The sequence below is a fragment of the Sphingomonas sp. Leaf62 genome, assembly GCF_001421915.1.
Lineage (GTDB): Bacteria > Pseudomonadota > Alphaproteobacteria > Sphingomonadales > Sphingomonadaceae > Sphingomonas.
In genome coordinates this window covers 335,555-360,541 of record NZ_LMLN01000030.1, presented here as the reverse complement: position 1 = coordinate 360,541, position 24,987 = coordinate 335,555, and the positions used below count along the sequence as shown (strand labels likewise).

Annotated in this window: 23 protein-coding genes, 1 other RNA gene and 2 pseudogenes; 16 read left to right on the top strand and 10 right to left on the bottom strand. The window is 66.1% G+C overall.

Annotation, left to right across the window (positions count from 1 at the left end; all coding sequences use genetic code 11):
* The first annotated feature begins 15 nt into the window (after positions 1 to 15).
* The 3 genes from ASE91_RS16985 to ASE91_RS16980 all read left to right on the top strand — a co-directional run bounded on the left by ASE91_RS16985 (position 16) and on the right by ASE91_RS16980 (position 2,179).
* Positions 16 to 1,623 (top strand): phosphoenolpyruvate carboxykinase, encoded by a 1,608-nt coding sequence (locus ASE91_RS16985; RefSeq protein WP_056628303.1) that lies wholly within the window; start codon positions 16 to 18, stop codon positions 1,621 to 1,623.
* Between the two features lie 193 nt (positions 1,624 to 1,816).
* Positions 1,817 to 1,978, top strand: a complete 162-nt coding sequence (locus ASE91_RS19780; RefSeq protein WP_156357896.1) for a hypothetical protein — start codon at positions 1,817 to 1,819, stop codon at positions 1,976 to 1,978.
* Between the two features lie 12 nt (positions 1,979 to 1,990).
* A complete protein-coding gene (locus ASE91_RS16980; protein WP_056000056.1) occupies positions 1,991 to 2,179 on the top strand; it encodes a hypothetical protein in 189 nt (62 codons plus the stop codon).
* On the opposite strand, the gene yaaA is transcribed toward ASE91_RS16980, so the two are convergent.
* Positions 2,176 to 2,931, bottom strand: coding sequence for a peroxide stress protein YaaA (gene yaaA / locus ASE91_RS16975; protein ID WP_056000053.1), 756 nt, complete (start codon positions 2,929 to 2,931; stop codon positions 2,176 to 2,178). The two genes, ASE91_RS16980 and yaaA, sit on opposite strands and share 4 nt — an antisense overlap.
* A gap of 189 nt (positions 2,932 to 3,120) precedes the next feature.
* On the opposite strand from yaaA, the gene ASE91_RS16970 reads away from it, so the two are divergent.
* Entirely contained in the window at positions 3,121 to 4,422 is a 1,302-nt protein-coding gene (locus tag ASE91_RS16970; RefSeq protein ID WP_056628300.1) for a hypothetical protein, read from the top strand.
* Between the two features lie 249 nt (positions 4,423 to 4,671).
* Here ASE91_RS16970 and radA read toward each other — a convergent pair whose 3' ends face one another.
* Complete coding sequence (gene radA / locus ASE91_RS16965; RefSeq protein ID WP_056628297.1) at positions 4,672 to 6,042, bottom strand: DNA repair protein RadA; 1,371 nt, start codon at positions 6,040 to 6,042, stop codon at positions 4,672 to 4,674.
* Positions 6,043 to 6,332: 290 nt separating this feature from the next.
* Positions 6,333 to 6,545, bottom strand: coding sequence for a DUF2945 domain-containing protein (locus ASE91_RS16960; protein ID WP_056000044.1), 213 nt, complete (start codon positions 6,543 to 6,545; stop codon positions 6,333 to 6,335).
* Positions 6,546 to 6,635: 90 nt separating this feature from the next.
* On the opposite strand from ASE91_RS16960, the gene ASE91_RS16955 reads away from it, so the two are divergent.
* Positions 6,636 to 7,778 (top strand): glycosyltransferase family 4 protein, encoded by a 1,143-nt coding sequence (locus ASE91_RS16955; protein WP_056000041.1) that lies wholly within the window; start codon positions 6,636 to 6,638, stop codon positions 7,776 to 7,778.
* Between the two features lie 259 nt (positions 7,779 to 8,037).
* Entirely contained in the window at positions 8,038 to 8,373 is a 336-nt protein-coding gene (locus ASE91_RS16950) for a DUF423 domain-containing protein (protein ID WP_056000038.1), read from the top strand.
* 86 nt (positions 8,374 to 8,459) lie between these two features.
* Here the strand turns inward: ASE91_RS16950 and ASE91_RS16945 are convergent, their stop codons facing one another.
* From ASE91_RS16945 to ASE91_RS16935, 3 genes are all read right to left on the bottom strand, one after another.
* Positions 8,460 to 8,897: a GNAT family N-acetyltransferase gene (locus tag ASE91_RS16945; RefSeq protein WP_056000036.1), complete on the bottom strand. Its 438-nt coding sequence runs from the start codon at positions 8,895 to 8,897 to the stop codon at positions 8,460 to 8,462.
* A 161-nt stretch (positions 8,898 to 9,058) separates the two neighbouring features.
* Entirely contained in the window at positions 9,059 to 10,555 is a 1,497-nt protein-coding gene (gene trpE / locus ASE91_RS16940) for an anthranilate synthase component I (RefSeq protein ID WP_056000033.1), read from the bottom strand.
* Complete coding sequence (locus ASE91_RS16935; RefSeq protein WP_056628294.1) at positions 10,552 to 12,501, bottom strand: peptidylprolyl isomerase; 1,950 nt, start codon at positions 12,499 to 12,501, stop codon at positions 10,552 to 10,554. Before ASE91_RS16935 ends, trpE begins: the two co-directional genes overlap by 4 nt.
* Positions 12,502 to 12,630: 129 nt before the next feature.
* On the opposite strand from ASE91_RS16935, the gene tpiA reads away from it, so the two are divergent.
* From tpiA to ffs, 3 genes are all read left to right on the top strand, one after another.
* Entirely contained in the window at positions 12,631 to 13,377 is a 747-nt protein-coding gene (gene tpiA / locus ASE91_RS16930; protein WP_056000027.1) for a triose-phosphate isomerase, read from the top strand.
* Positions 13,378 to 13,485: 108 nt separating this feature from the next.
* On the top strand, positions 13,486 to 13,887 hold the full coding sequence (locus ASE91_RS16925) for a hypothetical protein (RefSeq protein ID WP_056000024.1): 402 nt from the start codon (positions 13,486 to 13,488) through the stop codon (positions 13,885 to 13,887).
* A 37-nt stretch (positions 13,888 to 13,924) separates the two neighbouring features.
* Positions 13,925 to 14,021: signal recognition particle sRNA small type (ffs, locus tag ASE91_RS19035), an RNA gene on the top strand.
* On the opposite strand, the gene ASE91_RS16920 is transcribed toward ffs, so the two are convergent.
* The 3 genes from ASE91_RS16920 to ASE91_RS16910 all read right to left on the bottom strand — a co-directional run bounded on the left by ASE91_RS16920 (position 14,020) and on the right by ASE91_RS16910 (position 18,334).
* The gene (locus tag ASE91_RS16920; protein ID WP_056628291.1) at positions 14,020 to 15,330 is read right to left on the bottom strand and encodes a serine hydrolase; all 1,311 of its coding nucleotides are present in this window, start codon (positions 15,328 to 15,330) and stop codon (positions 14,020 to 14,022) included. The two genes, ffs and ASE91_RS16920, sit on opposite strands and share 2 nt — an antisense overlap.
* A 65-nt stretch (positions 15,331 to 15,395) precedes the next feature.
* Entirely contained in the window at positions 15,396 to 17,375 is a 1,980-nt protein-coding gene (gene parE, locus ASE91_RS16915) for a DNA topoisomerase IV subunit B (RefSeq protein ID WP_056000017.1), read from the bottom strand.
* Between the two features lie 164 nt (positions 17,376 to 17,539).
* Positions 17,540 to 18,334, bottom strand: coding sequence for a GcrA family cell cycle regulator (locus tag ASE91_RS16910; protein ID WP_056628288.1), 795 nt, complete (start codon positions 18,332 to 18,334; stop codon positions 17,540 to 17,542).
* An 86-nt stretch (positions 18,335 to 18,420) separates the two neighbouring features.
* Between ASE91_RS16910 and ASE91_RS16905 the strand changes: the two genes are divergently transcribed.
* The 7 genes and pseudogenes from ASE91_RS16905 to queE all read left to right on the top strand — a co-directional run bounded on the left by ASE91_RS16905 (position 18,421) and on the right by queE (position 24,731).
* Positions 18,421 to 19,257 carry an ABC transporter permease gene (locus ASE91_RS16905; RefSeq protein ID WP_056628286.1) on the top strand — a complete coding sequence of 279 codons (837 nt, stop codon included), beginning with the start codon at positions 18,421 to 18,423 and terminating at the stop codon, positions 19,255 to 19,257.
* Positions 19,258 to 19,355: 98 nt separating this feature from the next.
* Positions 19,356 to 20,546 carry an aspartate aminotransferase family protein gene (locus tag ASE91_RS16900; protein ID WP_056000008.1) on the top strand — a complete coding sequence of 397 codons (1,191 nt, stop codon included), beginning with the start codon at positions 19,356 to 19,358 and terminating at the stop codon, positions 20,544 to 20,546.
* A 144-nt stretch (positions 20,547 to 20,690) separates the two neighbouring features.
* Positions 20,691 to 21,608, top strand: a complete 918-nt coding sequence (gene argF, locus ASE91_RS16895) for an ornithine carbamoyltransferase (RefSeq protein ID WP_056628283.1) — start codon at positions 20,691 to 20,693, stop codon at positions 21,606 to 21,608.
* 267 nt (positions 21,609 to 21,875) lie between these two features.
* Positions 21,876 to 22,805 carry an Hsp33 family molecular chaperone HslO gene (gene hslO / locus ASE91_RS16890; RefSeq protein WP_056628281.1) on the top strand — a complete coding sequence of 310 codons (930 nt, stop codon included), beginning with the start codon at positions 21,876 to 21,878 and terminating at the stop codon, positions 22,803 to 22,805.
* 22 nt (positions 22,806 to 22,827) lie between these two features.
* Positions 22,828 to 23,247 carry a hypothetical protein gene (locus ASE91_RS16885; protein ID WP_082454091.1) on the top strand — a complete coding sequence of 140 codons (420 nt, stop codon included), beginning with the start codon at positions 22,828 to 22,830 and terminating at the stop codon, positions 23,245 to 23,247.
* 147 nt (positions 23,248 to 23,394) lie between these two features.
* Positions 23,395 to 24,099, top strand: a pseudogene (queC, locus tag ASE91_RS16880) (7-cyano-7-deazaguanine synthase QueC); the annotation flags it as partial.
* Positions 24,096 to 24,731, top strand: coding sequence for a 7-carboxy-7-deazaguanine synthase (gene queE, locus ASE91_RS16875; protein ID WP_056628276.1), 636 nt, complete (start codon positions 24,096 to 24,098; stop codon positions 24,729 to 24,731). The pseudogene queC and the gene queE, both read left to right, overlap by 4 nt.
* Positions 24,732 to 24,779: 48 nt before the next feature.
* Here queE and ASE91_RS20770 read toward each other — a convergent pair.
* A pseudogene (locus tag ASE91_RS20770) lies at positions 24,780 to 24,987 on the bottom strand (histidine kinase); the annotation flags it as partial.

Below are 24,987 nucleotides of genomic sequence, written 5' to 3'. Positions count from 1 at the left end.
AGGGAGAATGGCAGCATGGCGATCGTGACGCCGGAATACGGACTGGCTGCGATGGAGATCGAGACCGGGGCCGATGTGCACTGGAATCTGCAGACCCCGCAGCTTGTCGAACAGGCGGTGGCCCGTGGCGAGGGGCGGTTGGCAAAGGACGGTCCGCTGGTCGTGACGACCGGCCGGCATACTGGCCGCAGCCCGCAGGACAAGTTCATGGTCCGCGACGCCATCACCGAGGAGACGGTGTGGTGGGGCAAGACCAACCGCGCGATGCAGCCCGAACATTTCGCGGCGCTGAAAGCGGACTTCCTCGAACAGCTGACCACCGAACCGACGCTGTTCGTGCAGGACCTGTATGGCGGATCGCAGCCCGAACACCGGGTGAAGGTTCGCGTCATCAACACGCTGGCGTGGCATAACCTGTTCATCCGCACGATGCTGGTGCGTCCCGACGTCGCCGACCTTGCCGGGTTCGTGCCCGACTTCACGATCATCGACCTGCCGACCTTCCGCGCCGATCCCGAGCGTCACGGTTGCCGCAGCGAGACGGTGATCGCGGTCAGCATGACGGAGAAGCTGATCCTGATCGGCGGCACGCAATATGCCGGCGAAATGAAGAAGTCGGTGTTCGGCCTGCTCAACTTCCTGCTGCCCGAAACCGGCACGATGCCAATGCACTGTTCCGCCAATATCGGTCCGAACGGCGACACGGCGGTGTTCTTCGGCCTGTCGGGCACCGGCAAGACGACGTTGTCGGCCGATGCCAGCCGCACGCTGATCGGCGACGACGAACATGGCTGGTCGGACACCGCGGTCTTCAATTTCGAAGGCGGTTGCTATGCCAAGATGATCCGCCTGTCGGCAGAGGCCGAACCGGAAATCTTCGCGACGACCAAGCGCTTCGGCACCGTTCTTGAGAACGTGGTGATGGACCCCGACACCCGCACGCTCGACCTCGACGATCCGAGCATTGCCGAAAACTCGCGCGCGGCCTATCCGATCGACTGCATCCCCAATGCGTCGGCCGACAATATGGGGCCGACGCCGCGCAACGTGGTGATGCTGACCGCCGACGCGTTCGGCATCCTGCCGCCGATCGCACGGTTGACCCCCGATCAGGCGATGTATCACTTCCTGTCGGGCTATACGTCGAAGGTCGCGGGCACCGAAATCGGCGTGACCGAGCCGGAACCGGTCTTTTCAACCTGCTTCGGTGCGCCGTTCATGCCGCGCCACCCGTCGGTCTATGGCAATCTGCTGAAGGAGCGCATCGCCAAGGGCAATGTCGCATGTTGGCTGGTCAACACCGGCTGGACCGGCGGCCAATATGGCGAAGGCCGCCGCATGCCGATCAAGGCGACGCGCGCGCTGCTCAACGCCGCGCTCGACGGGTCGCTGGCCGATGGCGAATTCCGCACCGATCCCAATTTCGGGTTCGAGGTGCCGGTTTCGGTGCCGGGCGTCGACGCCGCGATCCTCGACCCGCGCTCGACCTGGGCCGATGGCGATGCCTATGACCGCACGGCTGCCAGGCTGGTCGACCTGTTCAACCAAAATTTCGCGCAGTTCGCCGACGCGGTCGACGCCGGCGTTCGCGACGCCGCCCCGAAGGCGCGCGAACTGGCGTAAGAGGTAGGAGAGGGAGCGCCCCCGCCACGTAGCGGGGGCGCCTTTTCCACATCGACGTCGTCCCCGCACCGGCGGGGATCCGCAGCCGTAACGGCCGCACGTCTTCCCCGAATGCGCGGGAAGTAGGCGCGGTTTCTCCCCAACGCTTGCCATCCCCGGGGATAACAATCGCGACTTCAGCGTTGTGAGGCGGATGACCCATCCGAATCACGCCGCCCTGACGCTGCGCGCCGGCCGCAAGCTGCGGTTGAAGGCAGAGGTGTCGGTCACGCCGGTGGGTTTGCTGTCGATCGGGGCGCTGGTTTCGGCGATCCTGTTGTCGAGTGCTGCGATCGTCGTCGCGGCGCGCCGTTGAGGGGTAGGGGCGATGTTCTACGACTCCAACGCGTGGCCACCACCGCCCGATGGCTACGAACCGCCCCGGCCGCCCGCACGGCTCAGCCCGCCGCAGGAACGGGTGATGATCGGCACGATCGCGGTCTTCCTGCTGGTGATGTTCATCGGCCCGCTTGCAGGGTCGTCGGTCGTCCTCGCGATTATGTCGCTGTTCACCTAACCGCGCACGAACGTCCAGCGATCGCCCCCGGCATCGGCAAAGCGATAGCCGTCGCTGTCGAACCCTTGCATCGCATCGACATCGGTCACGCGGTGCTCGCACATCCACCGCGCCATCATCCCCCGCGCTTTCTTGGCGTGGAAACTGACGAAGCGCGGCCCGTCCGGACCGTTCTCGCGGAAGTCGACGTCGATCACGCGAACCCCGTCCGGCAGCTTCCCCGCGACCGCATGCCAATATTCCTGGCTGGCGAGGTTCAGCACCACCGCATCCCCGCTTGCCGCCACATCGTCGGCCAGCAGCGCCGCGATCCGCGTGCCCCAGAACCCGTAGAGGTCGCTCGCCCTTCCCGGTGCCCAGCGCGTGCCCATTTCCAGCCGATAGGGCCGGATCACGTCGAGCGGCCGCAACAGTCCGTACAGTCCCGACAGGATCCGCACATGGTCCTGCGCGAACGCGAACCCCGGTTCTTCCAGCGACTTGGCGTCGAAGCCGGTATAGACGTCGCCGGCAAAGGCCAGCATCGCCGGTCGTTCGGGCGCATCGGCGAAGGCGCGATAGCGGCCGGCGTTCAATTCGGCCAGCTTGGGCGAAATCTTCATCAGCGTCGCCAGCCTCGCGGCCCCCAGCCGCGCCGCGCCCCGCGCGATCTGACCGGTCTGATCGGGCAGGCGCGGCATGCTGTGCTGCGGCAAGGCGGGCAGGGGGCTGTCGTAATCGAGCGTCTTGGCGGGGGAGAGGATCGCGATCATCGCCGCCGCCTATCCGCCTGCAAAGCCGCCGTCAAAGGGCGGCAGGGAGCCGAACCGTTCAACGCGCGTTCACGCGGTGTCCGGCAACGGACGACGCGCGCGACCGCTTGTGCGGATGCGCCGTAGGACCTAGAGGAGCGGCGCCTGCCGGGCGTTGTTCCGGCACCAGTTTTCGGGAGAGATCACGGCATGACGTTCGTTTCCAAGGCTGCCCTCGCCGCCATGCTCGGCCTGGGTGCAACCCTGGTCGTCGCCCCGCCGGCCGATGCCCAGAAGCGCAAGAAGGAAGAAGCGCCGGCCACGCCGCAGATCCAGGTCGGCGAGGCATTCCGCGTCGCGGTACTGGCGGCCGATGCGGCGATCAAGGCGAAGGACTTCGCCACCGCCGACACGCAGATCGCCGCCGCGCAGGCCGCGATGACCGCCGGCAATCAGGACGAGGCCTATTTCCTCGCCCAGACCAAGGTGCAGGCCGCGCAGGGCAAGAATGATCGTCCGGCGCTCGCCGCTGCGATCGATGAATTGCTGGCCAGCCCGAAGCTGAAGCCGGAAGATCGCGGTGGCCTGTATTTCAACCGCGGCATCCTCGCGCTCGACGCCAAGCAGGGCGACGTTGCCAAGCAGTTCTTCCAGCGCGCGCAGCAGGCGGGCTATAAGGACCCCGATCTCGACCTGCGCCTTGCCCAGATCGAGATTCAGGGCGGCAATATTGATGCCGGCGTCCAGAACATGGAAAAGGTCATCGCCGCGAAGAAGGCCGCCGGTCAGCCGGTGCCGTCGCAGTGGTACGACTATATGATCTCGCAGCTGTACAAGTCGAAGCGTTCGGCCGAAGCCGGCCAGTGGGCGCGTCGTCAGCTGACCGAATATCCGACGCAGGCGAATTGGCGCAAGGTGCTGATCCTGTTCCGCGACCGCGCCGACAACAACGGTGCGACGCTCGGCAATCAGGCGCGCGTCGACGTGCTGCGCCTGATGCGCGATACCAAGTCGCTGGCCGACCAGAACGACTATCGCGAATATACGCAGGTCACGCAGGACATCGGTCTGCCCTATGAAACCGTCACGCTGATCGACGAAGGTCGGGCGCTGGGCAAGATCCCGGCATCGGCAGCGGTGTTCAACGGTATCAAGACGACCGCGCAGACCCAGATCAAGGCCGATGGTTCGGTCACCGTGCTCGAAACCCGTGCCAAGTCGGGTGCCAATGGCCGCGCGGCGGCCGCTGCCGGCAACGTCTATCTGGCGACGGGCAACAATGCCAAGGCGATCGAGCTGTACCAGCTGGCGCTGCAGAAGGGCGGCGTCGATGCCGACGAAGTGAACACGCGCATCGGCATCGCGCAGGCCCGTTCGGGCAACGCCGCCGAAGCCAAGGCATCGTTCGCCAAGGTGACCGCCGGCCCGCGCGGCGAAATAGCGACCTTCTGGACGCTGTTTGTCGACCAGCCGCGCATCGTCGCCTCGACCCCGTTCGTCGGCAACAACTGATCGCATCGCTTACGTTGCGCGATTCGGCCCGGACAGGCGACTGTCCGGGCCGTTTTCATTTGGGTCGGGGCTATAGCGTGATCACATGGGTCGGAGCGAAGTCGAAGACCCGTATCGAAGCACTTGGCCGACATCCGTTCTTCGATACGCTGTTTCGGCAAGCTTAACAGCTACGTAGGACAAGCGGACGAGTTTGAAGTCAGCAGGCCGCAGGCTACGGCTGCGTGCGTAATCCGCACGGAAACGCGCTTACCGTCCCAGCATGTAATCGACGAAGCGCGGCAGGTCCTTGAACCCCGACAGCTTCACCGCGCCGCCATCGGCGCTCTGTGACGACGGCACCAGCGCCCGACCGAAGCCGAGCTTTCCGGCCTCCTTCAACCGCAGCGCGCCATGCGCCACCGGCCGAACCTCGCCCGACAGCGCGATTTCGCCGAACACGATCGCATCCGACGGCACCGGCCGCTCCGACAATGCCGAGACCAGCGCCGCCGCCACCGCCAGATCGGCCGCCGGGTCGGTCACCCGATACCCGCCGGCGATGTTGAGATAGACTTCGGCGGTCGCGAACGCCAAGCCGCACCGCGCCTCCAGCACGGCGAGGATCATCGCCAGCCGGCCCGAATCCCACCCGACCACTGCGCGCCTCGGCGTGGCCCCCGACGCCAGTCGCACCGTCAGCGCCTGCACCTCGACCAGTACCGGCCGCGTGCCCTCCAGCGCCGGGAACACCACGGTGCCGGTGACATTCTCGTCACGGCTGGTCAGGAACAGCGACGAAGGGTTAGAGATTTCGGACAATCCCTCGCTTTCCATCGCGAAGACGCCGATTTCGTCGGTGCCGCCGAAGCGGTTCTTGACCGCGCGCAGGATGCGATACTGGTGGCTGCGCTCGCCCTCGAACGCCAGCACCGTGTCGACCATGTGTTCGAGCACGCGCGGACCGGCGATCGACCCGTCCTTGGTCACATGGCCGACCAGCACCACCGCCGTGCCGCGTTCCTTGGCGAAGCGGATCAGTTCGCCCGAGGATGCCCGCACCTGGCTGACGGTGCCCGGCGCACCTTCGATCAGGTCGCTGTGCATCGTCTGGATCGAATCGATGATGAGCAGATCAGGTGCCGCCGCCCCGCCGAACGTCGTCAGGATATCGCGCACCGACGTCGCCGCCGCCAGTTGCACCGGCGCATTACCCAACCCCAGCCGCCGCGCGCGCAACCGTACCTGATCGGACGCTTCCTCGCCCGAGACATAGGCCACGCCCTTGCCCGCCAGCGCCAGCTTCGCCGCCGCCTGCAACAACAGCGTCGACTTGCCGATACCCGGATCGCCGCCGATCAGCGTCGCCGACCCCTCGACGAAGCCGCCGCCGAGCGCGCGATCGAGTTCGGCGATCCCGGTCGTCAGCCGATCGGGTAGCGCGATGTCGGTATCGAGGCCGGACAACAGGATCGGCCTGCCGCCGCTTTGCAGGTTATGTCGCGCCGAAAACGGGGTAACGACCGCCCCGGCATCCTCGACCAGCGTGTTCCAGTCGCCGCAATCGGCACATTGCCCCGCCCATTTGGACGAAATCGATCCGCATTGCTGACAGACATAGCGCTTCTGGGGTTTTGCCATGGCAGCGCCCTAACAGAAGCGGAACGAAAGGGGAATATCCCAAGAGACCTCTTCCGCACGAGGAGGGGAATCGCCGCGCAGCACCGCTCCCGCCGGGGGACGGACTTAGGCGGGATCGACATTCAGTTCGCTGAGCGCAGGAATAGCGTTCCATCCCGTTCGTCACTCCCGCGCAGGCGGGAATCCATATACGCCAGCGTCGCGAATCCGGTCAAACCGTCGGCGTCTATGGGTTCCCGCCTTCGCGGGAATGACGAAATTCGGTGGTTATCGCTGAATGTCGATTGGTCCTAGTCCAGTTCGCTGCCGCGCTTGAGCACCTTGGCCCCGTCTTCCTGTTCGATCAGATAGGCGGGGTTCTCCTTGGTCCCGTTCTTCGTGATCTTCGTGCCCTTGATCGTCCGCTGCACCCGCCGTTCGAACCGTTCCTCGACCTTGCCCTCGGCGGTGCCGTTGCCCCACGACCATGATACCTTGGCACCCGTCTTGTAACTGTCGCTCATCTGGCCACTCCTGTCGTCGGCCCGGTCAACCGTCCATAGGCGCAATGCGTTCCGGTGGCGTGATGCGCGCGTGCGCGCTATGGGCCACGGATGAAGGCTTCCCAACTCCGCGTGGCGATGTTCAGCGGAAACTATAATTATGTCCGCGACGGCGCGAACCAGGCGCTGAACCGGCTCGCCCGGCATCTGCTCGACCGCGACGTCACGCTTCGCGTCTATTCGCCGACCGTCGCCAATCCGGCATTCCCGCCGACCGGCGATCTGGTCAGCGTGCCCGCCTATGGCATGCCCGGCGGGCGCGGTGAATATAAGCTGGCCCGCGGGCTGACCACGAAGACCCGCGCCGACCTTGAAGGGTTCCGGCCCAATATCGTCCATGTTTCGGCCCCCGACATTCTCGGTCACCGTGCGCTCAGCTGGGCCCGGAAGCAGGGGGTCGCGACGCTCGCCTCGCTCCACACCCGCTTCGAAACCTACCCGCAATATTATGGCATCGGCTTTCTCGAACCCGTTGCGCGCGGCGTGTCGAAACGCTTCTACAACCGCGCCGACCAGGTGATGGTGCCCGGTCGCGGCATGGCGGAGCTGTTGCACGAATGGGGCGTGACCCGCCCGGTCGGTATCTGGTCGCGCGGGGTGGATCATCACCGCTTCAATCCGGCGATGCGCGATGTCGACTGGCGGCGCTCGATCGGCATCGGCGACGACGAGGTCGCGGTCAGCTTCCTCGGGCGGCTGGTTCTGGAAAAAGGGCTCGATGTCTTTTCGGACGTCGCCACCGAATTGCAACGACGCGGCGTCAAGCATCGCATTCTCGTAATCGGCGAAGGCCCCGCGCGCGACTGGTTCGCCGAACGCGTGCCGCATGCCGTGTTCGCCGGGTTTCAGGCGGGCGACGATCTTGGCCGTGCCGTCGCGTCGATGGACGTGTTCTTCAACCCCTCGATCACCGAAACGTTCGGCAACGTCACGCTGGAAGCGATGGCCGCCGGGGTTCCCGTCGTTGCCGCGCGTGCGTCGGGTGCGGTCGGGCTGGTCGACGACCGGCGCACCGGCTTCCTCGTGCCGCCGCGCGACGTCCCGGCCTATGCCGATGCGATCGCCCGGCTGTGCGAGGACGCCAATATGCGCTGGCACATGGGACTGGCGGGCCATGAGGACGCCAAGGAATATGAATGGGACCGCGCCAATCAGGCGGTACTGGACGCCTATCTGCGGATCGTGCGCGGGTAGGGGGTATTGGGCGACGTGCCTGTCGTGCGCGCGTCGACGACCTTCCACCATCCCCTCATGCCATGAACGCTGCAACGGCAAAGCTTCGGCAAACTGCCTCGCTTGCCGTCCGTCGCCGCGCCGGGCCTGTTCCTGCGGTTGCTGCCGGGTGTACGGATTGGCGGCGTTGCGAGTAATGGCGTGATGCAGGGAACAACTTCCGGCTCCCGATGGCTATTCCGCCAAGGTAGCCAACGATCATTACCGCCCGGAGCCGCCCATGAACCTTCTTCTCCTCGCCGCCGCCCTGTCGGGCGCGATGGCCGTCGCGGCCGGTGCGTTCGGTGCCCATAGCGCGTCGGGGCCGGCAGTCGACTGGTTGAAGACCGGAGGCCAGTATCAACTCGCTCACGCCATCGCCGCGCTTGTCGCGCTGAACCTCGGCGCGCGCGGGCCGGGCTGGCTTTTCGTCGCAGGCGGGCTTTTGTTCGGCGGTTCGCTCTACGCGATGGCGCTGGGCGGCCCGCGCGGGGTGCTGGGACCGATCACGCCGCTGGGCGGGTTGGCGATGATGATCGGCTGGCTGTGGCTCGGCTGGATCGCGTTGCGGCGGTGACAGGCCATGACGAGAGCAACATCGAAGCGGCTGTCCTACAAACCCGACCCTGCGTTACCCCGATCCCCGCTCTTTCGACCGTCAACTCACCCGATCGCAATCGCATAGGTATGGAACTGCGCGTCGCGCGCCCATCCTGCCCGCACATACAGCGCATGTGCCGCGCTGTTGTCGACGGCGGTCGCCAGCGATATCCGCGCCGCGCCGGACTCGCGCGCGACCTCGCAGGCACCATGCAACAACGCCGCCCCGATCCCGTGGCTGCGCAATTCGGGCCGGACGAACAGGTCGTTCAGGATCATGGTCGGCCGCAGCCGCACCGACGAGAAACTCGGATATAGTTGCGCGAAGCCGGAATCGTCGTCGGCGAGCAAAATCACCGATTGCGCCCGCTCGATCCGCTCGATCAGGAAAGCGCGCGCGCCATCGACATCGCTTTCCTGCTCGTAGAACTGCCGATACGCGTCGAACAACGGTACGATGCGATCGATATCCTGCAACGTCGCACGCCGGATCGTACCCATGGCTTTCCTCGCTGACCGCGCGTCGGTGTCAACTTCCGCGCACACGCCGAATCACGTTTGCTACAGGGAATCGTTTAGTATCAACGATTTAACCGAAACCCCCGGCCACACGACTACGCCGTGCAACCTTAACGTAGCGCAAACTTCGCCAACTTCCGCGACTATTGTCCGAAACGCGCCTTGGTCGCCTGTGCCACTGCCTCGCGCGCCGCCGCGAGCAGCGCGCCGGCCTTTGCCTCGCACTCGCGCTGTTCGTATTCCGGCACGCTGTCGGCGACGATGCCCGCCCCCGACTGGACGTGCATCACCCCGTCCTTGACCACGGCGGTGCGCAGCACGATGCACGAATCCATCGACCCGTCGGGACTGAAATAGCCGACCCCGCCGGCATAGGCACCGCGACGTTCGCGTTCCAGTTCGGCGATGATCTGGCACGCCCGCACCTTGGGCGCGCCCGATACGGTACCGGCGGGGAAGCCGGCGAACAGCGCATCGAGCGCATCGGCGTCGTCGCGCAGCTTGCCCACGACGTTCGACACGATGTGCATGACATGACTGTAGAATTCGACGGTATAGCTGTCGGTGACCCGCACGCTGCCAGTCGATGCGACCCGCCCGACATCGTTGCGGCCAAGGTCGAGCAGCATCAGATGTTCGGCCCGCTCCTTGGGATCGGCGAGCAGGCTGGTCCGGTTCGCTTCGTCCTCCGCCGCCGTCGCACCGCGCGGTCGCGTACCGGCGATCGGCCGGATCGTGACCTCGCCGTCGCGCAGCCGGACGAGAATTTCAGGGCTCGATCCGGTCAGCGCAAAGCCCGGCAGGTCGAGATGGTAGAGGAACGGCGACGGGTTGATCCGCCGGAGCGCCCGATACAATTCGAACGGCTCGAGCGGGAACGGGCTGGTAAAGCGTTGCGCCAGCACGACCTGAAAAATATCGCCCGCCGCGATATACTCCTTCGCCGCGGCGACCATCTCGCCATAGCGACCCGCGGGCAGCGTCGGCGTCAGCGCCATTTCCGGCGCTTCCGCCAGCCGCGCGGGCGCCGGCAGGGCGGCGGCGTCGAGCGCGGCGCCAGTCTCCTCGATCCGCTCGACCGCGCGCTCGACCGACGCCCCCGGCCAGACGGGCGCGACGACGAACAGCGTGTCGGACAGGCGGTCGAACACCAGCAGCACCGTCGGCCGGACGAACATCATGTCGGGCAGGCCCAGCGCATCCTCGGCGGCCTGCGGCAACTGCTCGACCAGCCCGACCGTCTCATATCCAAAATAGCCGACCAGACACGCCAGCGCCGGTGGCAGCGCGGCCGGCACGTCCATCCGGCATTCCCCGACCAGCGTGCGCAGTGCGCTCAGCGTCGGCTCGGTGCAGGGCACGAACGCGTCGCGGTCGCTCAGCCAGTGCGGATTGATCGCCGCATCATGCCCCTGCGCCCGGAACACCAGATCGGGGGCGAGGCCGAGCAGGCTGTACCGGCCCCGCACCGATCCGCCCTCGACCGATTCGAGCAGGAAGTCACCGCGTCCCGGCTGGATCAGTTTCAGCGCGGCGGCGACCGGCGTTTCGGTATCGGCGACGCGGGTCGTCCACACCAGCGCCGGACGGCCGGCCGTCAGCGCGACCTGCGCCGCCGCTACCCCCGAAACCGCACTCATTGCGCTGTCGGAGCGGCCGTGCCGGCCAGTTCGCCCCGCAAACGACCGATCGCGGCAGCATTTTTGGTCACACCGACCTGCCGGCGCACGGCCTCGACGAATTGTTCGGCATATTCATTGCCGCTGATCCGCCCCAGCTCACGACCGACGCCGGTGATCGCCGCCTTGTCGCCGCTCGCATCGCCGCGGGCGATCGAATCGAGATAGACGATGATCCAGCCCTCGCCATCGGGCGCGGCGGTCAGCCGGGCCTTTTTCGGTGCCATCGAGAACATCAGCGAGAGGGCCGGCGGCACCTGCGCGCCCAGCTGCGACAATTGCAGGCGGGACGCGGTCACCGGACGCGGCGCGGGCAGGCGCGCCCCCGATTGCGCCACGGCGGTGTTCAGCGGCATGCCGCCATTGACCTTGGTCAGGATCTGCTGCGCGATCATCCGCGCCGCCTTCATCGCCTGATCCTTCAGATACTGGCCGACGACCTGCGCGCGGATATCGGCCAGCGGCCGCGGTGCGGCACGGGTCACGTCGCCGGTTGCGACCAGCGCAAAGGTGCCGTCGGCCTGGGTCTGCACGATCTGCGGCGCGTCACCGGCCTCGGCCGCGAAGCCGGCTTCGATGATCGGGGCCAGCGCCGGGTCGGGCTGGCCGGGTTTCATCGGGTCGATACCCTGCGCGGTGATCGGCGCGGTCGCCTGTGCGGTCAGCTTGGCATCGGCGACGATCTCGTCGAAGGTCGCGCCATCGGTGATGCCGCCGTCGATCTTCTCCTGCACCGCGCCCAGCGCCGTCGCGCTCTTGGTCTTTGTGAGTTCGGCAACGAGTTCGGGACGCGCTTGTTCAATCGTCTTGCCGGGCACCTGCGTGATCGTATCGACCTTCAGCACCACGAAGCCCAGCGGCGAGCGGACAGGCCCGACCACCGCGCGCTGTTGCGCGGTGAAGGCGGCGGCGGCGATTTCGGCAGAGGTCCGCGCGGCGAACTGACCCTGGGTCTGGCCGGTCAGCGTGGTCGCTTCCAGCCCGAGCGGCGCGGCGGCGGCCGACACGCTCTGGCCGCTGCGAACCGCCTGCGCGACGCGGTTCGCCGCCGCCTGATCGGCGATGACCACCTGCGATATGGCGCGGGTCTGCGACGGTGCGAATCGTGCGGCGTTGGTGCGATACGCGTTCTGCACCTCGGCATTGGTCGGTGCGGACCGCGCCGCGACGCTCGCCGGGCTGACGATCGCATAGCGGATCACCCGCCGTTCCGGGATCGTGTAGCGGCCGCGATTGGCGTTGTAATACGCCTGCAACTGCTGTTCGGTCGGCGCGGCCGGTGCGGGCAGCGCCGCGGTTGGCACGATCGCCACCTGTCCGGTACGCGATTCCTTCGACAGCGAGGCATAGGGCAGCGCCAGCTGCTGCGGCATGAAGCTGTTCTCGACCGTGCGGGCCAGCATCAGCCGGGTCAGCACCGTCCGGCGGAAATCGTCGCGCAACTGTTGCGGGGTGATCCGGGCGCGGGCCAGCGCCTGATCGAACGCCTGTTGGCTGAACTTGCCGTCCAGGCCCTGAAACGCCGGCAGGCTGGCGATCTGTCCGTCGATATAGCGGTCGCTGACGGCAAGTCCGTGATCCTTGGCGAACTGCATCAGCGCCGAATCCGAAATCGCCCGCTCCAGCGATCCTTCGAACCCGCCGGCCGCGATATACTGCGCGGCAGTCAGTCCGGGCTGACGCTGCGCCGCGTTCTGGACGTCGTTCTGGATCCGCTCGCGCAGTGCGACGTCGCCGATTTCCTGATCGCCGACCTTCGCCACTGCCGCACCGCCACCGCCCATCGATGCGGGGCGCAGGCTCTGGATATCCGCCATCGCGAACCCGATGGCGATGGTCACCAGCAGCAGCAGGCCGATGAAGATGCCGACCTTCGACTTGGTCATGCGCCTGAAGAAACCGAGCATCCGTACAACCGATCGCGAGGAATGAAAGGAGGCTGCTTTAGAGACGGGCCGCCGCCGCTTCAAGGTTGCGCGGACCGCCAGACACGCTATCGGCTGTAGAACATGTAAAACGGGCTGGGAGCCGGAACGATGAGTCGTCGCAAGCTGGTCGCGGGGAACTGGAAGATGCACGGGCTGCGGGCTCAGCTGGCCGAGATCGAGGCGATCGATGCCGCCGCCGCCGCCGCGCCGGGCGTCGATGTCGCGCTGTGCGTGCCGGCCACGCTGGTCCACCACGCGGCCGAGATCGCCAAGTCGGTACAGATCGGCGGACAGGACGTGCATGCCAATGAACGCGGCGCGCATACCGGTTGTCTGTCGGCCGAGATGTTGCGTGAGGTCGGGGCACAGGTCGTGATCGTCGGCCATAGCGAGCGCCGTACCGATCAGAACGAAACCAGCCACGACGCATGGGCGAAGGCCGCCGCCGCCCGGCGGCAGGGGCTGGCCGTAATCCTGTGCTGCGGCGAGACCGAAGCGGAACGCGACGCCGGCCGCGCCGAACGTGTGGTGCAGGCGCAAATCGAAAAGTCGGTCCCCGAAGGTGCCAGCGGCGACTGGTTCACGCTCGCCTACGAACCGCGCTGGGCGATCGGCACCGGCCGCACGCCGTCGGCGGACGAAATCGCGCAGGTCCATGCGATCGCCCGTGCCAAGCTGCGCCAGATGGTCGGCGATGCCGCCGACGGCATCCGCATCCTCTATGGCGGTTCGGTCACCGGCGCCAATGCCGGATCGATCCTGTCGATCGAGGACGTTGACGGGGCGCTGGTCGGTGGTGCCAGCCTGACCGCGGCGAAGTTCGTGCCGATCATCGAAGCCGCCGCCGCGCTGTAAGGGGCGGATGGAGCGGATGGATGGTCGACTGCGTTGACCGTTCGTCAGCGCGCGTTCAGCTGCCGATGGCTAATGAACGTGTCCATCACTCTATCCGGGATTTTCGCGATGCGCCTGCCGATCCTGATGCTCGCTTCCGCCCTGATCGCCACCCCTGTCGTCGCGCAGGATCGCGTCGCTGCCGGAGAGGCAGCGTTGGCGCGGATCGTCGAGGGGCGGACCATGGGCAAGCCGGTCGATTGCATCAACCTGCGCGACATTCGGTCGACCGAGATCGTGCCGGATGTCGGTGTCGTGTATCGGATGAACAACGGCACATTGATGGTCAATCGACCGGAGGGCGGCACGATCGCCGACCGCGACGACATTCTGGTCACCCGGACGATCGGGACGCGATTGTGCCGGATCGATATCGTTACACTGGTCGACCGCAATTCGCAGATGTTCAGCGGATCGCTGTCGCTCAACGATTTCGTTCCCTATTCGCGACTGCCGCGCAAGGCGAACTGACGCTCTTGCGTCGGCGCGGCGCTTCGCCCATATGGCGCGCGGGAGTCGGGCGGACGATGCCGTCGCCAACCCGGTCAGGTCCGGAAGGAAGCAGCCGCAACGATTTCGCAGCGGGTCGTCCGGCTCCCACCTTTAACGCGGCGCGGCAAGTTCCAGCGCGCGACCCATCAAACCGGTGAAGCGCAGCGTATCGACATCCTTTGTCGGATCGTTGACGCCACTCGACAGTACGTACCAGTTGCCGTCCTTGCCCTGGAGCAGGAACGTCATGGTCAGTACGCCGGGCTCCGACCCGCCCTTGTACCCGACATAGCGCCAGTTGGTGGCAGGTTCGGGCAGGCCGGGGTTTTTCGACAGGACCGCCCGCAGGTCCGCCCCCGCCGGCCCATCGAAATGGCGTCGCAGCCAGTCCATCGTGCGGACCAGATCGTTCGGACTGGCGAACCATTCGATCTGCTCGACGCGCAACGGCTTGCCGTCCTGGAACAGGGTCTTGGGAATTGCCGCGATCGGCGTGTCACGCACCGGTCCGTCGAGAAACGCGCGACGTTGCGCGATCGGCAGTGCCAGATACTTCGACCCCAGCGCGCCGCCATCGACGCCCTTCAGTTTGAAGATCTCCAGCGCGCCGAGGAACGGCACGTTGCGTGGAGTCGCATCGGTCATCCCGACGACCGGCAGCATCGCCTCGACCTTCTGCCGGCCGAGATGGAATAGCAGGATATCGGTCGCGCTGTTGTCGCTGACGGAGATCATGCGTTCGGCCAGTTCGCGGAACGGAACGCGCGTTCCCTTTGGCTGCTGCGCATAGCCGCCGCCGGGCAGGGCGGAACCGTCGAGCGTCACGACATCGCTCCATTTGCGTTCCCCTGCCTCGATCGACCGGACCAGTTCGGCGAGGATCACCAGCTTGAAAGCCGAGCCGATCGCCAAAGGGATCGATGCGTCATGACTTTTGAGCAGTTGCGGCGCGCCGCTGCCAAGTTTTGCCAGCGCGAGGCCGCTATGGCCGGGCAGGGCGGCGACCTGTTCGACGACCGCATCGGTCGTGGCGGCGACGGGCCCGCGCGCATCGACGCCGCGCGTCAGCAGGCCGGTGATCTGGTGTGCCCCGTTCGGATCGATCACCAGATCGGCGTTCAGGATGCCGCGATCATAGCCGATGCGGACGCGCGCCGACCATGGCCCGGTCGGCTGCACGGCCTCGACACCGGTCGGTTTGCCGAGCGCCTGTGATAATTGCGCGCCGATCGCATCGAATTGCGCGCGCGGCACGGCGGTGCGGAAGGACGGCGCGAAGATCGCATCATAGTCGCCTTGGCCCGACAGGATCGACACGACGTCGCGCGCCCGTCGCTCGACTGCTGGATCCGCAGCCGGCGCCGGAGCAGGTGCCGTTTGTGCTGCTGCCGCCGCCATCAGCATAGTTGCCGCCACCAGCATCCGATTTCCCCCTCATCCCTCGTCGTCTAAGGGTGGCGGATGCGGTCGGGGCCGTCAACCAAGCCTCAGGCGTCGATCACCTCGTCGTCGAGCCGAGCGGCATTTTCCTGAATGAAGGCGAAGCGGTGCGCGGGATTGGTGCCCATCAACCGGTCGACCAGATCCTTGACCGCCGCACGCTCCTCATATTCCTGCGGCAGGGTGATGCGGATCATGCTGCGGGTCTTCGGGTCCATCGTCGTTTCGCGAAGCTGGCCGGGGTTCATCTCGCCCAGCCCCTTGAACCGGCCGACCTCGACCTTCTTGCCGCGAAACGCGGTGCGTTCCAGTTCGGCGCGGTGCGCATCGTCGCGGGCATAGAGCGACTTGGCCCCCACCGTCAGCCGATACAGCGGCGGCTGCGCCAGATAGAGATGCCCGCGCCGCACGACCTCCGGCATCTCCTGAAAGAAGAACGTCATCAACAAGGTCGCGATATGCGCCCCATCAACATCGGCGTCGGTCATGATGACGATGCGTTCGTAGCGCAGCGCATCGGGTTGACAGTCCTTGCGCGTGCCGCACCCCATGGCGAGGACCAGATCGGCAATTTCCTGATTGGCGAGAATCTTGGCACTGGTCGCCGACGCGACGTTCAGGATCTTGCCGCGGATCGGCAGGATCGCCTGCGTCTTGCGGTCCCGCGCCTGCTTGGCCGAACCACCCGCCGAATCACCCTCGACGATGAACAATTCGGTGCCGGCGGGGTCGTCGGAGGCGCAGTCGGTCAGCTTGCCGGGCAGGCGCAGCTTGCGCGACGACGTCGCCGTCTTGCGCTTGACCTCGCGTTCGGCCTTGCGGCGCAGGCGTTCGTCCATCCGGTCGAGCACGAGGCCGAGCAGCGCCTTGCCACGGTCCATATTGTGGCTGAGGAAATGGTCGAAATGGTCGCGCACCGCCTTTTCGACGAGGCTCGCCGCCTCGACGCTGGTCAGGCGGTCCTTGGTCTGGCTCTGGAACTGCGGTTCGCGAATGAACACCGACAGCATCAGTTCGCAGCCGACCGTCACGTCGTCGGCGGTCATGTCCTTGGCGCGCTTGTTCCCCACCAGATCGGCGAACCCGCGCAGGCCCCGGACCAGCGCCTGCCGCAGGCCCTGTTCATGGGTGCCGCCATCGGGCGTCGGGATGGTATTGCAATAATAGCTATAGCTGCCATCGCTCCATAGCGGCCATGCTACCGCCCATTCGACCCGGCCCTGTTCGCCCGGAAAATCCTGTCGACCGGTGAAGAAATCGGCGGTCGCACATTCGCGGCCGCCAATCTGTTCGCGCAGATGGTCGGCAAGGCCGCCGGGGAACTGGAAGACGGCTTCGGCGGGTACGTCCGTGCCGGCGACCAGCTCGGGCGCACATTTCCAGCGGATTTCGACGCCGGCGAACAGATAGGCTTTTGATCGCACCAGCTTGTGCAGCCGCGCGGGCTTGAACTGCAGATCGGCGAAGATTTCGGCATCGGGCGTGAACGCGACCAGCGTGCCGCGCCGGTTGGGGGCCGCACCGACATGTTCGAGCGCGCCGAGCGTCTGCCCCTGCGAGAAACGCTGGCGATACAGCTGCCGGTCGCGTGCGACCTCGACCACCGTATCGATCGACAGCGCGTTGACGACCGAGATGCCGACGCCGTGCAGGCCGCCCGACGTCGCATACGCCTTGCCGGCGAACTTGCCGCCCGAGTGCAGCGTCGACAGAATGACTTCGAGCGCCGATTTGTCGGGGAATTTCGGGTGCGGATCGACCGGGATGCCGCGGCCATTGTCGATGATCGTCAGCCGGTTGCCGACATCCAGCTGCACTTCGATCCGGTTGGCATGGCCGGCGACCGCTTCGTCCATCGCGTTGTCGAGGACTTCGGCGGCCAGATGGTGCAGCGCGCGTTCGTCGGTGCCGCCGATATACATGCCCGGCCGGCGGCGGACCGGCTCCAGCCCCTCCAGCACCTCGATCGACGACGCGTCATAGGCGGGCTGGGAGGGGACGTTCGCTTCGAACAGATTTTCGGCCATGTGCGACGTATAGAACGAAACGGGGTCATCCGCAAAGCGGGGGTGGCGTCGGGAGTTCGGGCGGGCATGGGCGAAGCCCATGCCGTCGGTCGCGGCTTTGGCCGCGCCGGCCGGCCGAGCGCCGGAGCGTGTCCGGGCTCAAGCCCGGACTTGCGCGCTGGGCATCAGCGAACCCGTGGCCCACCGTACGGCAGCGGCGGCGGCGGGCGGCGGTCGCGGCGGGGCAGCTGCGCCTGATAGGCATGGCCGCAATGGGCTACGCAGTACGGGAAGCCCGGATTGACCTTGTCACCGCAGAAATGGAAATCCGGTTCGCCCGGATGGCCGATCGGCCATTTGCAGATCCGGTCGTTCAGATCGAGCAACGTCGTCTTGCCCGCGATCGCATCGCTCGGCCGGGCCGGAACCAGACGGCGCGGCGGGGCCGGGGTCAGCGGCGCGGTCTGCTCGCCCGGATTCTGCCGCAGGAACCCGCCGGGACCGACCGAGCGCATGACCGGCATGTCGCGCTGCTTCGGGGCAGCGGGGGCGTCGTCTTCCGCTTCGTTCTCTTCCTCCTCGTCCGCGTCATCGGCGCTGACGGGGAGGGGCGTGAACGGATCGTCCTCGACCGGGGATTTCGGGGCGACCGGCTTGGGCGCGACCGGTTCGGCGGCGATCACCGGCGCGGGCTTGGGTTCGGGCGCGGGTTTCGGCTCCGGTGCGGGCTTGGGCGGAGGCGGGGCAGCCTCGACGACCGGAGCCGGCTCGACAGGAGCGGGCTTGGGCGCAGCGGCGGCGGCCTTCGACGCGTCGTTCGACCGCACCGGCGAAGGGCGTGATTGCAGCCCGAGACGATGCGCCTTGCCGATCACCGCGTTCCGGCTGATCCCGCCGAGCTCCTCGGCGATCTGGCTGGCGGTCATCCCCGATTCCCACATCTTGGCCAGTGTCGCGATGCGTTCTTCGGTCCAGCTCATGCCCGTCCTTGTCCTTCATATTCCAGTGGCGCCCGGACGACCTTGATCCTTGCCGCCGCCCTCGCCAGCGATTAGGCGACACAGCCATGCAGGAACAATCCCCGTTGCGCGCAAAAATCGTCCTTGCCGACCCCGGCGTGCCGGTCATCCGGAACGTCAACTGGGGCGGCTTGCGCACGCTCTATATCAAGGAGGTGCGCCGCTTCTTCAAGGTGCAGCTTCAGACCATCTGGGCACCGGCGGTCACGACGCTGCTGTTCCTCGTCATCTTTTCGGTGGCGATGGGTGGGGCCGGGCGGTCGGTACTGGGCGTGCCGTTCCCCGATTTCGTCGCACCGGGGCTGATCGCCATGGCGATGCTCAACAACGCCTTCGCCAATTCCAGCTTCGCGCTGCTGGTCGGCAAGATTCAGGGGACGGTGGTCGATTACCTGATGCCGCCCCTGTCCACCGGTGAATTGCTGGCGGCGCTGGTCGGCGGCGCGGTGACGCGCGCGTTCCTCGTCGGGATCGTGCTGTGGTTCGCGATGTTGCTCTATCCGGGCGTGCATGTCATGCCGCGGCATCCCGGCGCAGTGCTGTGGTTTGGGCTGTTCGGATCGACCTTCCTCGCGCTCGCCGGGGTGATGACCTCGATCTGGGCGGAGAAGTTCGACCATGCCGCCGCCATCACCAATTTCGTGATCGGGCCGCTGACCCTGTTGTCGGGCACTTTTTATTCGGTCGAGGCGCTGGCGCCGCATTTCCGGACGATCAGCCACCTGAACCCGTTCTTCTATATCATCTCGGGCTTCCGCTACGGCTTTCTGGAACGCGCCGATTCGCCGGTGCTGCTGGGCGGTGCGGTGATCCTGGCGGTCGATATCGCGATGGCGATCGGCTGCTATGCGCTGCTGCGGTCGGGGTGGAAGCTCAAGAATTGACGAAAGCCCCTTGAGGGCGGTACAGCGCCGCTCCGGGCGGTCCGGTTGACCGCCCTTTTTGCGTTTTAAGCGCCGATATTTCTCAAAGGAGCAGTTCGATGACGACCCCCGCACTGATGCCCGTCTATCCACGGTGCGGCGTGCGTCCGGTCCGAGGCGAGGGCTGCTACCTGTACGGCGAGGACGGCACCGAGTATCTCGATTTCGCCGCCGGCATCGCCGTCAACGCGCTCGGCCATGGCCATCCGCACCTGACCAAGGCGATCCAGGAACAGGCCGCGACGCTGATCCATGTCAGCAACCTGTACGGCAGCCCGCAGGGCGAGGCACTGGCGCAGCGGATTGTCGACAACAGCTTTGCCGACACGGTGTTCTTCACCAACTCGGGGGCCGAGGCAGTCGAGTGCGCGATCAAGACCGCGCGCCGTTTCCACTTTGCCAACGGAAATCCGCAGCGGCACACGCTGATCACCTTCAATCAGGCGTTTCACGGCCGGACGCTCGGCACCATCTCAGCGACCAATCAGGCGAAGATGCGCGACGGGTTCGAACCGCTGCTGCCGGGTTTCAACTATGCCGAGTTCAACGATCTCGAAGGCGCGCTGGCGCTGATCGACGACAACACGGCAGGGTTCCTCGTCGAGCCGATTCAGGGCGAGGGCGGCCTGCGTACCGCGACGCCCGAGTTCCTTGCGGGTCTGCGCAAGGCGTGCGACGACCACGGCCTGTTGCTGGTGCTGGATGAGGTTCAGTGCGGCTATGGCCGGACCGGTACGTTGTTCGCGCACGAACAATATGGTGTGACGCCGGACATCGTTTCGTCGGCCAAAGGGATCGGGGGCGGCTTTCCGTTCGGCGCGTGTCTTGCGACCGAGGAAGCGGCCAAGGGCATGGTGTTCGGCACGCACGGCTCGACCTATGGCGGCAATCCGCTGGCGATGGCGGCGGGGCAGGCGGTGCTCGACGTCATGCTAGAACCCGGCTTCTTCGATCATGTGAAGGCGATGGGTGACCGGTTGCGCGCCAGTCTCGAACAGATGATCCCGAACCACGATCACCTGTTTCAGGAGATTCGCGGCAAGGGGCTGATGCTCGGCATCAAGCTGAAGTCCGACAGCCGCCGCTTCGTCGCCCATCTGCGCGATCAGCACCAGTTGTTGACCGTCGCGGCCGGCGACAATGTCGTGCGCGTCCTGCCGCCGCTGGTGATCGAAGAGCGCCATATCGCGGAAGCCGTCGAAAAGCTGTCCGCCGCCGCCCGGGTCTATGTGCCCGTCGCCGACGATTGATTGAACCCTCCTCCCCGGCACGGGGAGGGGGACCATGCGAAGCATGGTGGAGGGGGACCGCCCCGAAGCGCAGCGTTGGTGGAGCACCCCCTCCACCGTCCTGCGGACGGTCCTCATCCCTGTGCCGGGGAGGATTTACCCAATATGCGCCATTTCCTCGATCTCGCCTCGGCCGGTGCCGATGGCATCGCCGCCATTCTCAACGACGCGCTCGACGCGAAGGCCGCGCGCAAGGGCTGGCCGAAGGGCCGCGCCGATGCCGATGCGTCGCTCGCCGGGCATACGCTCGCCTGCGTGTTTGAAAAGTCGTCGACCCGGACGCGCGTGTCGTTCGACATGGCGATGCGGCAACTGGGCGGGTCGGCGCTGGTGCTCGACGCCGGCACCACCCAATTGGGGCGCGGCGAGACCGTCGCCGACACCGCGCGCGTGCTGTCGGGATATTGCGATGCGATCATGGTCCGCACCGACGATCCCGCCAAGCTGGACGAGATGGTCCGCTATGCCTCGGTCCCGGTCATCAACGGCCTGACCGACCATTCGCATCCGTGCCAGATCGTCGCCGACCTGTTGACGGTGATCGAAGCCGGGAAGGCATTGCCGGGCACCAAATGGGCATGGCTGGGCGACGGTAACAACGTGCTGCATTCGATCGTCGAGGCCGGCGCATTGATGGGGTTCGACGTCGTCGCCGCCTGTCCCGAAGGCTATGATCCCTCGGCGGACGTTCTGTCGTCGGCAGGCGGTCGCGCGACCGTCACGCGCGACCCCGTCGCGGCGGTGCGGGACGCGGATGTCGTCGTTACCGACACCTGGATATCGATGGGACAGGCGCACGTCGAGCAGAAGCTGGCGGCAATGGCCCCGTATCAGGTCGATGCGGCACTGATGGCGCATGCCAAGGCCGATGCGGTGTTCCTCCACTGCCTTCCTGCGCATCGCGGCGAGGAGGTTGCGCCGGACGTCATCGACGGGCCGCAGTCGTTGATCTGGCCGGAGGCCGAGAACCGGCTGCATGCCCAAAAGGCGATCCTGCGCTGGTGTTTCGGTCTGGTAGGGTAAGCCGACGACAAACGCGGTTTGTGATAGAACTCTATTCGGTAATTCGTCCGGCTTCGGGCGGAAGCCACTATTCACGTCCGCCGCAGCAGCCGAGAATCCCGTCGTGTCCGCTCACCAGCGGCAGGGCGGTGCGGTCAGCTATCAGGGCACAAATCGAAGCGTCCCAGCCTGTTTATTTCGCAGTCGCAACATAGCGCAAAGCGCTTGCGGAATCACCGACGGGCTACCATGTGAGTGATCGATCACAGTTTGCCCGAATGTCGGGCCATGGGGAGCCTGATTTTGTCCGATACCGTCCGTCTGCCTGACCTCGATCGTGCGATCGGGTTCACGCTGCCCGATCATCACGCGCGCGGTCGCGTCGTGCGGCTGGGGCCGGTGGCGCAGTCGATCCTCGCCGCGCACGCCTATCCCGCGCCGATCGAAAAGTTGCTGGCCGAAACGCTGGCGCTGACGGCGTTGCTCGGCACGACGTTGAAGGAGGCCGAGGGGCAGTTGACGCTCCAGGCGCAGACGCAGGGCGGGATCATCCGCCTGATGGTCTGTGATTACAAGCATGGCGAACTGCGCGGCTATGTCGATTTCGATGCAGATCGGCTGGCGGAGCTGGGCGAAGACCCGTCACTGTTCGCCATGTTCGGTCAGGGCTATCTGGCGATCACGTTCGATCAGGTGACGTCGGGTGAGCGCTATCAGGGTATCGTTCCCCTCGACGGTGACTCGATCGCGGCGGCGGCGGAAAGCTATTTCCTGCAATCCGAACAGATCCCGTCGCTAGTTCGCCTCGGCATCGGCGTCGACGATAACGGGCAGCGCATTGCGGGCGGTATCTTCCTGCAACATCTGCCCGAGGGTGAGGAAGGTCGCGAACGGCTGCACGTTCGCCTCGACCACGCCGAATGGCATCATGTCGAGGCGCTGGGTTCGACGATGGGACCCGACGAACTCGCCGATCCGATGGTGCCGTTGGAAACGCTGGTCTGGCGGCTGTTCAACGAGGAACGCGAAGTCCGCATCCTTGCGACCACCGACCTGTCGCGCGGATGTCGCTGCGACCGCGACTATATCGCGGGGGTCATCTCGCGCTTTCCCGAAGAGGAGCGCGCGGCGATGGCGGATGAGAACGGCATCATCACCGTCGACTGCGCCTTCTGCGCGACGAAATTTCCGCTGGCGGTGGCCGACATCGCATCCTGACGCGAGCGGTAAGGGGGACGTGATGGCGAGTAGGTCGATATACCGGGTCGCGGCGGCGCTGGTGCTGGCATCGGGTGCGGCGATGGCGCAGCCTGCCGCCGCACCGACGCTGGCGGCGATGCGTGCGGTTGCGCCGGGCGACTGGTCGCTGCGCGAGGCCGGATCGCCCGAGGCTGCACGGACAAGTTGCTTTGCCGATCCGGCGGCTTTCCTGCGGCTGCGGTTGCGCAGTGCGCAATGCAGCCGGTTCGTGATCGAGGATACGGTCCGCGTATCGACCGTCCATTATACCTGCCCCGGCATCGGCCACATCCGCACGACGGTCCATGTCGATACGCCGCGCTCGCTACGGATCGAGAGCGAGGGCATCGCCGACGGCATGCCGTTTGCGGATGCCTATGAAGCGCGGCGGGTCGGCAGTTGCGCCCGCCGTTCGCGTTAACCCTATGTTTAGGCCAAGCGCGTTATACGAATTACGTGTCCGGTTGGGCACGCATGTTTCCCCTAAAGCATGGAACCCTCCGGGCCGCGTCATCGCGGCCCGCTCTTTTTCGGGCGGTTGCCCTGACCTCCCGAAAGTCTTAGCGAGCGCAGCATGACGAATTCTCCCTTCAGCGTGGTGCTGGTGTCGGGCGGACTCGACTCGATGGTGTCGGCGGCGCTGGCACGCGAGGCGGGTCACCGGCTGCTGGCCCTATCGATCGATTACAACCAGCGCCATCAGATCGAACTGGCCGCGGCCAAGCGCATCGCCGAGTCGCTGGGGGTCGAACGCCATGTCATCCTGCCGCTCGACCTGTCGGCATTCGGTGGATCGGCGCTGACCGACCTGTCGATCGACGTGCCCAAGGACGGCGTGGGTAACGATATTCCGGTCACGTACGTCCCGGCGCGCAACACCATCTTCCTCAGCCTCGCGCTCGGATGGGCGGAAGCGGCGGGCGCGCGCGATTTGTGGATCGGGGTCAATGCGCTCGATTATTCGGGCTATCCCGATTGCCGCCCCGACTTCATTGCTGGGTTCGAGGCGCTGGCCGAGCTGGCGACCCGCGCCGGCAGCGACGGTGCCCGCTTCCGTATCCATGCTCCGCTGCAACACATGACCAAGGCCGACATCGCGCGCGAAGCGGATCGACTGGGTCTCGACGCCGCGATGAGCTGGACCTGCTACGATCCGGTCGGCGATCTGCATTGCGGCCGCTGCGACAGCTGCCGCCTGCGCGCGCGTGGCTTTGTCGAGGCAGGTTTGCCCGATCCCACCCGCTACGCGGAAACCCCCGACACCGGCCGATGACCTATTCGGTGAAGGAAATGTTCCTCACCTTGCAGGGGGAGGGGGTGCATGCCGGGAGACGCGCGGTGTTCGTCCGCTTTGCCGGTTGCAATCTGTGGACGGGTCGGGAGGTCGATCGGCACAGTGCGATCTGCCGGTTCTGCGATACCGATTTCGTCGGCACCGACGGGGTTGGCGGCGGAAAGTTTCCCGGTGCAATGGCATTGGCGGCAGCAGTCGCCAGTCATTGGGGACCGGAGCCGGCGCGGCGCTTCGTGGTGTTGACCGGTGGCGAGCCGATGTTGCAGATCGACGATGCGCTGGTCGACGCCCTGCATGCCGAGGGTTTCCAGATTGCGATCGAGAGCAACGGCACGATTGTCACCCATCCCGGCATCGACTGGGTCTGTATCAGTCCGAAGGCGGGCAGCGACGTCGTGCAGTGTAACGGCGACGAACTGAAGCTGGTCTGGCCGCAATCCGGTATCGATGTCGATGCGATCGAGCAGTGGGATTTCACCCATCATCTCGTCCAGCCGATGGACGCGATCGGACAGGAAGTGTTCAACCGCGACGAAGCCGTCGCCTTTGCCATGGCTCGCCCGCGCTGGCGACTGTCGCTGCAAACCCACAAGCTATTGGGATTGCGCTGAACCGATCGCCGCTTCGGTTTCGATCCGGGCCAGCGATGGGGGACCGTTTTACGCCGCCTTTGCCGCGATCGTAATCTCGTAGGCACCGATCAGCGGATCGTGGTGGAGCGGCGCGCGCAACTGTCGTGACAGGCCGAGGATAATCCGCCCATAGCGGGTGGCGACCAGCGCATCGAGTTGCTCGCCCTCGACCAGCGCCGGCGAACTTGCACGCAGCACCGCGGTGTCGCTTCCGCCGACCGGACGCAGCGAGATG